This window comes from Cumulibacter manganitolerans, from assembly GCF_009602465.1.
Lineage (GTDB): Bacteria > Actinomycetota > Actinomycetes > Mycobacteriales > Antricoccaceae > Cumulibacter > Cumulibacter manganitolerans.
In genome coordinates this window covers 1-11090 of the sequence record NZ_WBKP01000033.1, presented here as the reverse complement: position 1 = coordinate 11090, position 11090 = coordinate 1, and the positions used below count along the sequence as shown (strand labels likewise).

Genomic DNA, 11090 nt, shown 5'->3' with positions numbered 1-11090 from the left:
CGCAGGTACCTCTAGCCACGGTGACCCTCGCCAAGGTGCCTACCTGTGCAGCGTCTGGCGTGCACAGGTAGGCACCTTGAGCGTCCGGGGACGCGGCGGCTCCGGAACGAGCGGGGACGCGGCGGCTCGGGAACGAGTGCGGTCGGCCGGTGGCCCGGGCCGGGGCTAGGTGGCGGCGCGAGCACGCGAGGGGGGACGGCGCTACCCACAGCAGTCGTCGCCCTTCCAGGCCTCGATGCCCTCGCGGACGGCGACCGCAGCGATGACCAACGCGGCCAGCGGGTCGGCCCAGTGCCACCCGAACGCGGCGTTGAGCAACAGCCCGCCTAGCAGCACCGCGGACAGGTAGCTGCACAGCAGCGTCTGCTTCGAGTCGGCGACGACGCTGCCGGAGGCCAGAGCCCGGCCGGTACGCCGCTGCGCCCACGACAGCGCCGGCATGATCGCCAGGGACGCCGCAGCGAGGACGATCCCGACGATCGACGTCTCCGGTTCGCCCGAGCGGAGCAGCGTGCGGAAGGAATCGACGGTCACGTACGCCGCGAGGGCGAAGAACGAGAGCGCGATCAGCCGCAGCGCACGCCGCTCGCGGGACTCCGGCATGGGGTGGCGGAACTGCCAGAGGATGACCAGCCCGCTGGAGACCTCGACGGTCGAGTCGAGCCCGAAACCGACCAGGGCCGCCGACCCGGCGACGGTCCCGGCGCCGATCGCGACGATCGCCTCGACCACGTTGTAGGCCACGCTGGCGCCGGCCAGCAGCTGCGCCCGCCGTCCCAGCCGGCGACGACGCTCGTCGGTCAGGGCCGCAGGCATGGCCGAGGCGCTCATCGGGACGCCTCCTCGCCGTACACCGGGCACAGCACGACCGCGTCGCCGGTCGCGGCCAGCAAGGTCTCCGCCGCCGACAACAGGGTCAGCAGCTCGGGGCGCGCGAGGGAGAACACCGAGGCGCGGCCCACCGGACGGGACGTCACGAGCCCGCAGTCCTTCAGGCACGCCAGGTGCGCCGATACCGTCGACTGGGCGAGTCCCAGGTGCGCGGTCAGGTCGGCCACCCGGTGCTCACCGAGCGCGAGGTGCTGGATGATCGCCAGCCGGGCCGGATCTCCCAGGCTGCGGAACATGCACGCCGCGGCCGTGAGCGCGGAACGTTCCACGGGCTGCGGCGTTGCGGCGTCCTCCAGCGGTTGCATCGTCATACGGCGATGATAGCGCCCTCTGACGGGTCGAAGAGCAGCACCGCTGCAGCCGGAAACGGCGCCTAGGGAGGGAGTCTCAGGGAGCTCAGCGCGAGGGCTGGCGGGTTGCGAACCCGTCCAGGCTGAGCCAGCGCGCCGCGTGCGTGCTGCGACCGGCGAGCATCAGCATCAGCCGAGGCGCGACGAAGCCCGCGACCAGGACGCCCCCCACAGCCACCAGAGGGGCGGCCAGGACGTCGTAGAAGTAGTGCACGCCGAGGTACAGCCGGGACGTCGCCACCGCTGCGACGACCACGACTCCGACGAGCGCCACCCCGACGCGCTGCGCGATCGGTCGACCCACCATCCAGGCGATCGTGAACATCGCGGCGAACACCGCCGTGATCAACGCGGTGTGGCCGGACGGAAAGCTGTCCGGGGCGTTCTCCAGCAGCAGTGCGTGGACGACGCGGGTCGGCGGACGGTTGCGGTGCACCGCGACCTTCACCAGCCCGGAGACCAGCCAGCCGGACGCCGACAGTACGGCGAGCAGCGCCGCGGTCTGCCGGGCATGGCGGCGCCACAGCACGATGCATCCCACGATCACCAGCAACGGGCCGACGATCGGGCCGAGGACGATCGAGATCGTCTCGGCGAGCACGATCCCGACGCCGTCCCGGTGGTGCGAGAGGGTCACGTCGAACGCCAGCTCGCCGGTGCGGGCCGGTCCCTGCGACCGCACCACCTCGCCGATCGTCACCGTGGCGGCGAGCAGCAGGACGCCGACCACCAGCGCCACCCAGCCCGGCAGCCGCCACGGCGGATCACCCGGCCCCGGTGCCGCCACCTCGGGTCGCGTTCTGGCCTGCATCGTCGTCCTCGTCTCGTCGGGGACTTCCACTGTGCGCGCCGAACCTAAGGCGCCCCCAAGAGCGCGCCGCGCACCCGCCCGGACGCCCGCCGAGGGGCCCACTGCACCACCCGCCCGGACGTCCGGACGGGCCTACTGCACCACCCGCCCGGACGCCCGGACGGGCCTACTGCACCACCCGCCCGGACGCCCGGCGAGGGCCCACTGCACCACCCGCCCGGACGCCCGCGAGCGCCACGAGGGCCCCGTCGGGAGGGGCCCGCGTTCTCAGCGATTTCCCAGCGTGGAGCGCGATTCTGAGCCAAGGAAGCAGCGTGAGGAGAACAAGCCGTGTTCGGGCCAATGAGCACCTTCACCGCAGTGCTGTGCGGTGTCGCGAGCCTGATGACGACCATCGTCACGGTCCGCACCTGGGACCGCCCCGGCCGGGCGCGGTTCCTGCGCCACACCGCCGGCGTCACCGTCGGGTTCGTGCTGCTGGGCATCGCGATGTTCGTGCTGCTCAACCAGCAGCTGGGGTTCTACGCGCAGTGGCGCGAGATCGGGGGCGGGTGGTGAGCATCGGTCCGGCGTCCTGGGAGGTCCTGACGATCGGCATCGTGATCCCGGTGCTGCTCGTGGTCTTCCTCGTGCTGCGCTGGCGGCGGCTGCGGTTCCTCGGCCGGACGACGGGACTGATCACGGCGCAGGCGGCCGCGATCTGCGCGATCGGCCTGCTCATCAATGCCGGCTCCGACCTGGTCACCACCTGGCAGGCGATGGCCGGATCCAGCGCGGGCATGCAGGTCAGTGCGATCCGGACGCGAGCGGCCGAGCTGCCGCCGCTCGACGCGGTTACTGGCAGCGCGTGGGCGCGCACCGCGGACCAGGTGACGGCGGACCGGGCGAGCGCCAGCGGCTCGCAGGTCGCGACGATCAGCATCCACGGCGCACAGACCGGCTATCAGCTGCCGGCCAAGGTCTACCTTCCCGGGGCGTACTTCGCCGACCCGAGCCGGACCTTCCCGGTCCTGGAGCTGCTGACGGGCTACCCCGGGAGCATCCTGTCGTGGACCCAGGCGATGGGTCTGCAGGCCGAGCTCAACGCGCGCATCGCCGACGGATCGGTGCCGCCGGTGATCGCGGTGATGCCGACGCAGAACCCGGTCGCCAACCGGGACAGCGAGTGCGTCGACGCGACGTCCGGGGCACACACCAAGGCCGCGACCTACCTGGGATCCGACGTCCCGCAGTACATCGCCCAGCACTACCGGGCGGCGACCGGCCGCGCGAACTGGGTCGTCGGCGGATACTCCACCGGCGGCTTCGGCGCGGCGGACGTCGGTCTGCACTACAACGACCAGTTCGGCTCGATCATCTTCCTGTCCGGCTACGTGCGTCCGATCCTCGACAGCACGACCGGTCCGCTGTTCCGGCATCGGCACGACGGGGCCGCGTACGACGTCACCGCGATGCTCGGGCAGCACCACCTGCCGGTGTCGATCTACCTGATCACGGCCAAGGACAACAAGCGCGACGTCCGCCAGGCCGACCTGCTCGCCTCGCACATCCCGCCCACCGACCTGGTGAGCTTCGAGACGACGTCCACCGGGGGACACTCCTTCCCAGTCTGGCGGATCGGCTTCGATCACGCGATCCGCTGGATAGCGGGAATCCACAGCCAGTCGCCGACGCTGGGCCGCCCGACGAGTTAGGCCCGTGGTGCGTGAACCGCGGGCCTGCGGCGTCTCGACGTCGCTCGCCCTAGCGGGCTCGCTCGCTCGACGACCGTGGGGACGGCGGTGCTTTGACGACCGTGGGGACGGGCGGTGCTTTGACGACCGCGGGGAGGCGGTCGCTGCAGTCAGGAGGAGGTCTTGGCGGTGCGGAACTGGTTGAAGACGGCGGTCTCGTGGTCGAACCGCTCGGTGAACGACGCGCCGCGCATCAGCCGTTTGGCGGCCTGCAGGACGGACGGCGACTTCGCGGCCAGCCGCCCGGCGATGTCCAGGGCACGATCGGCCAACTCGACCTCGGGGACGATCTGCGACCAGAGGCCGCAGGCGACCGCGTCGGCGGCGCTCATCCGTTCGGTGAGCAGCATCAGCGCCGCGGCGCGGGGGTAGCCGATGCGGTCCGGCAGGACGACGGTCGACCCGCCCTCCGGCGTCAGGCCCAGGTCGACGAACGGCATCGACAGCGACGCCCGCTCGGTCGCGACGACGAAGTCGCAGTGCAGCAGCATGGTGGCGCCCATCCCGATCGCCGCGCCCTGCACCGCGGCGACCAGCGGCTTGTCGTAGTGCGCGAGCGTGCGCAGCAGGACGCTGCCCGGATCGCCCTCCGGGATCTCGCCGGCGAGGGACTGCAGGTCCGCGCCCGCGCAGAAGCTGCGGCCGACCGACTCGAGCACCACTACCCGGACGCCGTCGTCCGCGGCCGCGGCTTCGAGCGCTTGCAGACCGGCGGCCATCATCTCCGTCGTGAACGCCCCGTGCTTGGCCGGCCGATCGATGACGATCCGCCGGACGCCGTCGCCGTGGTCGAGGGTCATGATGTGCTCCACTACCGGCCGCCGGCCTGACCGGGCTGCGACGCGGGTTCCCCGTCGCCGACGATGCCGGCGGTCGGCGCCAGGCCACCGTCCTGGTCGGAAATCGCGGCCGGCTGTCCCGATTCAGCGTCGTCGGCCTGGCGCAGCGCGGCGAGCCGGTCGGGGTCGAAGGCGCCGCGGTCCATGGTGAAGGTGTCGGTCAACCGCACGTAGTTGCCTGGCCCATGGATGCGCCCGATCAGGCTCATGCTGGGCGTGTCGAAGTGCAGCTGCTCCGGATCGGAGATGAACTCGTCGCCGACGTGCGTGACGAGCACCTCACCGATCACCACGGTCTGCCGCGGGCCGATGTCCAGCGCCTGCACCAGCCGGCACTCGAAGCTCACCGGGGCGGTCGCGATCAACGGCGGCGCGACCTCGATCGCCTCTGTCGTGGCGATCTGCGCGTAGTCGATCTCGCTGACGTTGCGCGGCGCGTCGACGCACGAGAGGTTCATCCGCTCCGCGTCGTCCTCGCGCACCAGGTTGATCACGAACTCGCCGGTGGCCCGGACGTTGGCCGCGGTGTCCTTGTCCTCGCCGGTACCGGCGGCCTTCAGCAGTCCCAGCACGACCAGCGGCGGCTCGTCGCCGACGGCGTTGAAGAAGCTGTACGGTGCCGCGTTCACCACGCCGTCCGGCCCGATTGTCGTCACCCAGGCGATCGGCCGCGGAGTGACGGTCGAGACGAGGATCTTGTACCGCTGCCGCGGCGACAGCTCCGCCATCTGAAACTGCATTGTCGAGCCTTCCGGTTGCTGCTACTGGTGAGGGGCCTTGTAGCCCTTGGCCTCGGGCGACTCGAAGAGCTTCTTCTCGATGTCCAGACCGCCGGGCGTCGCGGCGTTCGGGCGCAGCATATAGGCCTCACGCGCGGACGGGGCGCCGTCGTTGGAGAAGTCCAGCGAGCCGGTGAGACCCTGGGTGTCCACCGACGTGACCTTCTTCTTGGCCGCGAGGAGTCCTCGGCTCCGGATCCACCGGAAGACGACGCGGCTGAGGCCGGCTGGCCGTTCCGGGTGGGCAGCGAGCTGGAATCGCGACGGTTTCCGGACGACCGGTCGGACGTCGCGTTCTGGTGCCCACTCTCCTGGGCGGGATCGCACCCCGCGGGCGCTCGATGACCGTGGCTAGGGACACCGGCGCGGCGGTGGACGCGAGGTGGCTCGCTCGATGACCCTGGGTCGCGCTGCCCCTCTTCGCTAGGGTCGGGGTGGTTCAAGCCGACCCGCGGCGTACTTCGGTACCGAAACACCCGCGTCTTGGTACCGAAGTACGCCGCGAGTCGGGCCAACGGACGATGAGGGAGGCGTGCGATGTACGTCGGGCTGGCGGCGATGATGCTGCTCGCCGTGCTGACGGTGGTCGGCATGTGGCTCCTAGGTCGAGCCACTGCGGTGTCGGCGGACCCGATCGACGTCCTGCCCTTCCAGTCCGGGTGGCGTCCGGCCGAGCACGCGCTGTCTCGTTTCCATGCCCGGTGGTACGTCGCGACGCTCGTGTTCCTGGCGTTCGACGTCGAGATGCTGTTCATGTACCCGTGGGCCGTCGTGGTGCGGACGATGGGAATCGAGTCCGTTGTCGAGATGTTCGTGTTCCTCGGCGTTCTGCTCGTCGCGGTCTTCTGGGCGCGGCGCGAGGGGGCCTTCAGGTGGGCCTGAGAACCTGGCTGACTCGCGGGGCGACGGCACGAGTGCACGTCCTGCTCGTCGAGGCACCGGGTGGTTTCGTGGTGCGCGCCGCCACCGAGAGACAGCTCGCGCTGCGCGGGTGGGTCGCCGCGGAGTCTCCGGCGGACGCCGACGTCCTCATCGTCTGCGGAGACCCCAACGAGAGCTTCACCGAGCGGGCGGATGCCGTCTTCGAGCAGCTGCCCGGGCCCCGCGCTCGTATCCGCATCCCGACCTCGCAGGCGATCGTCGGGGCGCTCGACGAGGCCCTCGGTCAGCTTCGCGATGACGCGGCCCAACGGACTGCGGCCCGCAGCCGCGCCGGTGTCCCCGCGGGCGAGGACATGGATCACGGGGACATGGACCACGGCGGTATGGACCACGGGGACATGGACGCTGGTGGGGGCCGCGACGACATGGACCACGGCGACATGCACGACGGGGACATGGACGACGGTGGTGGCCACGAGGGCATGGATCACGACGGTGGTGGCCACGGCGACATGCACCACGGCGGCCACGGCGGCGGCGGTCACGAGGGCATGGATCACGGCGGTATGGATCACGGCGGCGGTGGTCACGGGGGCATGGATCACGGCAGCGGTGGCCACGAGGGCATGGACCACGGCGGTATGGACCACGGGGATATGGACATGGCGCCGGCCGGGATCCCCCTGGCCGAAGGCGCCCCCGACCGCGACGGCCTGGAGCTCGACGTCCTGCACGTGAAGCTGGGGCCCATCCTGACGTCCTGGCCGGCCGGGCTGGTACTGCAGTGCACCCTCCACGGCGACGTGGTCGGCGACGTGGAGGTCGAGTACGAGACTCCAGAGGTCGACCCGGCGGCTCGATTCACCGACCTGCAAAGGGCAGCGGGTTACCTCGACGCGGTCGACGCGGTGCTCGCCCTGGCGCAGTGGCCGGCCGGCCGGCTTCTGGCTCGGCGCGTCCGCGACCGCTGCCTCGCCGCGGAGACCACCGACACGGGGCGAGCCGATGCGGCCGAGCAGACCGACCGGCTGCGTGGCAAGGTCGCGCGGTCCCGCACGCTGCGTTGGATGCTGCGTGACCTCGGACGCCTCGATCCCGAGGACCTGCCCGCGCCGTACGCCGATGCGCTCGGCGGTGATGCCTACGAAAGGCTGCTCGGTCTGCTCGATCACGCCCGTGCAGCGCTCGGCCCGCGCGGCATGCAACCCACGTCTGGGCCGCCGCGACGCGGCACGTCAGCACTCGACGGGGTACCGCGACTCGACGAGCTGCCCGCGTACACCGCGGCGTACGACGTCGAGGCGCTGCTTCCTCGTCTGCTCGACGGGCTGGAGCTCGCGTCGGTGCGCATCGTCGTCGCGACCGTCGCTCCGTACCTGACCGGGGCGCTCGGCCGGACGACGCGGGAGGTCCTGAATGGCTGACGCGACACTGATCGCCCCCGGCGTGCAGCAGGCGTGGTGGGTGCTGCCCGCCGCGCTGCTGCTGGCTGCCGCGGCAGTGCTCGCGGCGATGCTGGATGGAGTGCTCGCCGCGCCCGGGCGACGTTCCCGCGGAGCCGTCGCCCCGCTCCTCGAGGTCGCCCGGCTGCTGCGCCAGCGCCGCAGGCGCACGGTCGCAGCCGACCTGCTGCTGTGGCGGATCGGCGTCTACGGCCTGATCCCGGTGGCGCTGCTGATGGTGACGGTCGTGCCACTGGGCTCCCGGGTGCTGCTCGACAGCCCGATCGGCGTCGTCTGGTTCAACGCCCTGGACGTCGTCATGTGGGCGCTCGTGTGGCTCGCCGGCTGGGGACCGAACGCCGTGTCGGGCCTGGTGGGCGGCTACCGCTTCCTCGCCCAGGCACTCGCGTACGAGCTGCCGCTGATGTTCGCGCTGGTGGCCCCGGCCGTCGCGGCCGGCAGCCTGCGCATCGGCGACGTGGCCGCCGCCCAGTCCGGTCTCTGGTACGTCGTCTGGATGCCCGTGGCGTTCGTCGTCTACTGCCTCGGTGTGCTGGCGTTCTCGGTGCGCGGTCCGTTCGCGACCGCCGCCGGACCAGACCTCTCCGGCGGCGTGCTCGCCGAGCTCAGCGGCGTGGACCGGCTGATGTTCCTCGCCGGGCGCTACGCGCTGCTGGCCGCGGGCGCTGCCGTCGCCGTACCGCTGTTCCTCGGCGGCGGCGCCGGGCCGCTGTTGCCGGCGTGGGCGTGGGTGCTGGTCAAGACCGCGGTGCTGCTCGCGCTACTGGTGGCCGTGCGCCGCCGGGTGCCGGCGCTGCGGCCCGACAAGCTGCTCGAGGCGGCGTGGGTGATCGTGCTCCCCGCCGTTCTGCTGCAGGACCTCGTGGTGGCCGTCGTGGCCGCGGGAAGGAGCTGACATGCTGCTGGACGTCGTGTTCTGGGTGCTCAGCGCGCTCGCCGTCCTCAGCGGTGCGGCGGTGTTCTACGTCGACTCGATGGCCCGCGCGACCTACGCGCTGGCGTTGTCGTTCATCGCGGTCGGGTGCGTGATCCTGCTGCTGCACCAGGGATACGTGGGCGTGGTGACCATCCTGATGATGGTCATGGAGATGGCCGTGATGGCCGTCTACATGGTGATGTACATGGGCATGAACCCCGCCTTGATGCCGATGAGCATGGTGCACTCGAACCGCACCGCTGTGGCGATCGGCGCCGGCACCTTCGTGCTGCTCGGCGCCGGGGCGCTGCTCATCCCGTGGCCGTCCCGCCGCGGCGCGCCCGCCCCGGACGTGACGGTGGCGCTGGGGGAGAGCCTGATGGGCCCGAAGATGCTGGTGATGATCGCGGTCAGCCCCGTCATGCTCGCCACCATCATCACCGGAGTCGTCCTCGCCTCGGCCCGCACCCGCTACGACCGGCTCGGCGACGACCTCAAGCACCGTCCGGCCAGCGATCCGCAGGTCGGAGGTGCCGGCCGATGACGCTGCAGACGGTGCTGCTCATCGCCGCGGCCCTCTTCGCCGTGGGCCTGTACGGCGCGATCTCGCAGCAGGTCGTCGTGATGGTGATGATGGGCCTGGAGCTGATGATCAACGGCGTCCTGCTCGCCGCCGGCGGCTTCTGGTGGTTCCTCTCGCCGAACCCGTCCGGCCAGGTGCTGCTGATGGTGGTGCTGGCCGCGATGACGGTCGAGATGGCGGTCGGCTTCGCGGTCGCCACGCTGCTGCACCGGCAGCGCAACGCCGACATGACGGACATGACCACGGAGCTCAAGCAGTGACGGCACTGCTGTGGGCGTTGGTGCTGCTGCCGGCGGTCTCCGGCGCCGTGCTGGCCGGCGCGCCGAGCCGCTGGGCCCGGTTCGCCGCGCCGGTGAGCATCGCCGCCGCGGCCGCCACGGTCGTGCTGTCCCTCGTCGTCGCGGCGGGACGGCCCGCCGTCGCGGTTCCCTTCGTCGCGGGCAGCGCGTTCGGGCTGTCGGTCGACGGGCCGTCGGTGCTGCTGGTCCCGACGGCCGCCGTCGTGACGCTGCTGGTGCTGGTGTTCGCGGCGGGGGACGTGCGGACGGCGCCGGGCCGCTTCCACGGGCTGATGCTGCTGTTCTCCGCTGCCGCGCTGGTTACCGCCACGGCCACCACGCTGCCGACGCTGTTGTTCGCGTGGGAGGTGATGGGCGCCGCGTCGTACGCCCTGATCGGCTTCTGGTGGCGATCCGAGCGCCGGGTCACGTCGGGCCTCATCGCCTTCCTCACCACCCGCGCCGCCGACCTCGGGCTGTACGTCGCGGCGGCGGCCGCCCTGGCCGGCGGCTCCGGCCTGGCCCTGCGCGACCTGCCGGACGCCGCGTCGCCGTGGCGGGACGTCGTCGCCGCCGGCATCGTCGTCGCGGCGCTCGGCAAGGCCGCCCAGCTGCCGTTCTCGTTCTGGCTGTCCCGGGCGATGGACGGTCCCAGCCCGGTGAGCGCCCTGCTGCACTCGGCCGCGATGGTCGCGATGGGCGGGTACCTGCTGCTGCGTGTCGCGCCGTTGCTGGCCGCGACGTCCTGGGCCGCGACCACGGTCGCCTGGATCGGCGCGGTGACGGCGGTCCTGCTCGGCGCGGTCGCCCTGGCGCAGAGCGATCTCAAGCAGCTGCTCGCCGCGTCGACGTCCGCCCAGCTCGGGTTCGTGGTGCTCGCCGCGGGCGTCGGTGCGGTGGCGGGCGGGACGGCGCAGCTTGTCGCGCACGCCGCTACGAAGGCCTTGCTGTTCCTCGTCGCCGGCGCCTGGCTCAGCGCGCTGGGCACCAAGCGGCTCGCCGCGCTGCGCGGCGTGGGCCGGCGCTGGCCCGCGACCGGCGTCCTCGCCGCGGTCGGCGCGTTGTCGCTGGCCGGCGTCCCGCCGCTCGCGCTGTGGGCGACGAAGGACTCGGTGCTGGCCGGCGCGCTGCACGAATCGGTCGCGCTGTACGTCGTCGGCCTGGCGGCCTCCGCCCTGTCGGCCGCCTACGCCGCGAAGATCCTCGTCGTGCTGTGGCGGCGGACGCCGGCCGACGCCGAGGCGGGGTACGACGAGGAGGAGCGCGGCACCCGGCGGATCGGTACCCTGCTGCGGATCCCGCTCGTGCCGCTCGCCGTCGCCGCGGCCACGCTGAGCGTGCTCGGCCTGCCGCCGCTGGCCGGCCGGTTGCGCGAGCTCGTCGGCGCTCCCGGCGAGCCGGTGGCCACCGGCTGGGAGCTCGCCGGCTCGGCCGTCCTCGCTATCGCCGTCGTGCTGCTGATGTGGGCCGGCCGGCCGGGCACGCCGCTGGAGCGGTTCGCCGCACTGCGCGGCTGGCTGGGGCTCGAGCGGTTCGCCGTCGGCGGCGTGGGCCGCCCGGTGCTG

General features: G+C 72.2%; 14 protein-coding genes. 8 read left to right on the top strand and 6 right to left on the bottom strand.

The genetic code is table 11. From position 1 onward, the window contains the following. Positions 1–201: 201 nt before the first annotated feature. The 3 genes from F8A92_RS12250 to F8A92_RS12240 form a co-directional block, all read right to left on the bottom strand. Positions 202–831 (bottom strand): cation transporter, encoded by a 630-nt coding sequence (locus F8A92_RS12250; protein ID WP_153505453.1) that lies wholly within the window; start codon positions 829–831, stop codon positions 202–204. Continuing rightward, entirely contained in the window at positions 828–1202 is a 375-nt protein-coding gene (locus F8A92_RS12245; protein WP_153505452.1) for an ArsR/SmtB family transcription factor, read from the bottom strand. The genes F8A92_RS12250 and F8A92_RS12245 overlap by 4 nt, the downstream gene beginning before the upstream one ends. Before the next feature lie 85 nt (positions 1203–1287). Further along, complete coding sequence (locus tag F8A92_RS12240) at positions 1288–2052, bottom strand: phosphatase PAP2 family protein (RefSeq protein WP_153505451.1); 765 nt, start codon at positions 2050–2052, stop codon at positions 1288–1290. Positions 2053–2382: 330 nt separating this feature from the next. Between F8A92_RS12240 and F8A92_RS12235 the strand changes: the two genes are divergently transcribed. Then, positions 2383–2610 carry a hypothetical protein gene (locus tag F8A92_RS12235; RefSeq protein WP_153505450.1) on the top strand — a complete coding sequence of 76 codons (228 nt, stop codon included), beginning with the start codon at positions 2383–2385 and terminating at the stop codon, positions 2608–2610. After that, positions 2607–3746, top strand: a complete 1140-nt coding sequence (locus F8A92_RS12230) for an alpha/beta hydrolase (protein WP_153505449.1) — start codon at positions 2607–2609, stop codon at positions 3744–3746. Before F8A92_RS12235 ends, F8A92_RS12230 begins: the two co-directional genes overlap by 4 nt. Positions 3747–3895: 149 nt before the next feature. Here the strand turns inward: F8A92_RS12230 and F8A92_RS12225 are convergent, their stop codons facing one another. From F8A92_RS12225 to F8A92_RS12215, 3 genes are read right to left on the bottom strand one after another with little or no spacing between them, the layout of a single operon-like run. Beyond that, entirely contained in the window at positions 3896–4585 is a 690-nt protein-coding gene (locus tag F8A92_RS12225; RefSeq protein WP_153505448.1) for an enoyl-CoA hydratase/isomerase family protein, read from the bottom strand. 11 nt (positions 4586–4596) lie between these two features. After that, positions 4597–5364, bottom strand: a complete 768-nt coding sequence (locus tag F8A92_RS12220; protein ID WP_153505447.1) for a flavin reductase family protein — start codon at positions 5362–5364, stop codon at positions 4597–4599. 21 nt (positions 5365–5385) lie between these two features. Further along, complete coding sequence (locus F8A92_RS12215) at positions 5386–5556, bottom strand: hypothetical protein (RefSeq protein WP_153505446.1); 171 nt, start codon at positions 5554–5556, stop codon at positions 5386–5388. A 384-nt stretch (positions 5557–5940) separates the two neighbouring features. Here F8A92_RS12215 and F8A92_RS12210 point away from each other — a divergent pair, with 384 nt between their 5' ends. From F8A92_RS12210 to F8A92_RS12185, 6 genes are all read left to right on the top strand, one after another. Next, entirely contained in the window at positions 5941–6285 is a 345-nt protein-coding gene (locus F8A92_RS12210) for an NADH-quinone oxidoreductase subunit A (protein WP_153505445.1), read from the top strand. Then, the gene (locus F8A92_RS19085) at positions 6276–7709 is read left to right on the top strand and encodes a hypothetical protein (protein ID WP_228389406.1); all 1434 of its coding nucleotides are present in this window, start codon (positions 6276–6278) and stop codon (positions 7707–7709) included. The genes F8A92_RS12210 and F8A92_RS19085 overlap by 10 nt, the downstream gene beginning before the upstream one ends. Then, positions 7702–8643 (top strand): NADH-quinone oxidoreductase subunit H, encoded by a 942-nt coding sequence (locus F8A92_RS12200; RefSeq protein WP_153505444.1) that lies wholly within the window; start codon positions 7702–7704, stop codon positions 8641–8643. Before F8A92_RS19085 ends, F8A92_RS12200 begins: the two co-directional genes overlap by 8 nt. A 1-nt stretch (position 8644) precedes the next feature. After that, on the top strand, positions 8645–9208 hold the full coding sequence (locus F8A92_RS12195; protein WP_153505443.1) for an NADH-quinone oxidoreductase subunit J: 564 nt from the start codon (positions 8645–8647) through the stop codon (positions 9206–9208). Further along, positions 9205–9507 carry an NADH-quinone oxidoreductase subunit NuoK gene (locus F8A92_RS12190; RefSeq protein WP_153505442.1) on the top strand — a complete coding sequence of 101 codons (303 nt, stop codon included), beginning with the start codon at positions 9205–9207 and terminating at the stop codon, positions 9505–9507. Before F8A92_RS12195 ends, F8A92_RS12190 begins: the two co-directional genes overlap by 4 nt. Then, a partial coding sequence (locus F8A92_RS12185) for a proton-conducting transporter transmembrane domain-containing protein (RefSeq protein ID WP_153505441.1) occupies positions 9504–11090 on the top strand: 1587 nt, incomplete at its 3' end. The genes F8A92_RS12190 and F8A92_RS12185, both read left to right, overlap by 4 nt.

Excerpts from the sequence above, each read along its gene's own strand:
- F8A92_RS12250 (WP_153505453.1), bottom strand. The coding sequence starts at position 831 with ATGAGCGCCTCGGCCATGCCTGCGGCCCTGACCGACGAGCGTCGTCGC.
- F8A92_RS12245 (WP_153505452.1), bottom strand. The coding sequence starts at position 1,202 with ATGACGATGCAACCGCTGGAGGACGCCGCAACGCCGCAGCCCGTGGAA.
- F8A92_RS12240 (WP_153505451.1), bottom strand. The coding sequence starts at position 2,052 with ATGCAGGCCAGAACGCGACCCGAGGTGGCGGCACCGGGGCCGGGTGAT.
- F8A92_RS12225 (WP_153505448.1), bottom strand. The coding sequence starts at position 4,585 with ATGACCCTCGACCACGGCGACGGCGTCCGGCGGATCGTCATCGATCGG.
- F8A92_RS12220 (WP_153505447.1), bottom strand. The coding sequence starts at position 5,364 with ATGCAGTTTCAGATGGCGGAGCTGTCGCCGCGGCAGCGGTACAAGATC.
- F8A92_RS12210 (WP_153505445.1), top strand. The coding sequence starts at position 5,941 with ATGTACGTCGGGCTGGCGGCGATGATGCTGCTCGCCGTGCTGACGGTG.
- F8A92_RS12200 (WP_153505444.1), top strand. The coding sequence starts at position 7,702 with ATGGCTGACGCGACACTGATCGCCCCCGGCGTGCAGCAGGCGTGGTGG.
- F8A92_RS12195 (WP_153505443.1), top strand. The coding sequence starts at position 8,645 with ATGCTGCTGGACGTCGTGTTCTGGGTGCTCAGCGCGCTCGCCGTCCTC.
- F8A92_RS12190 (WP_153505442.1), top strand. The coding sequence starts at position 9,205 with ATGACGCTGCAGACGGTGCTGCTCATCGCCGCGGCCCTCTTCGCCGTG.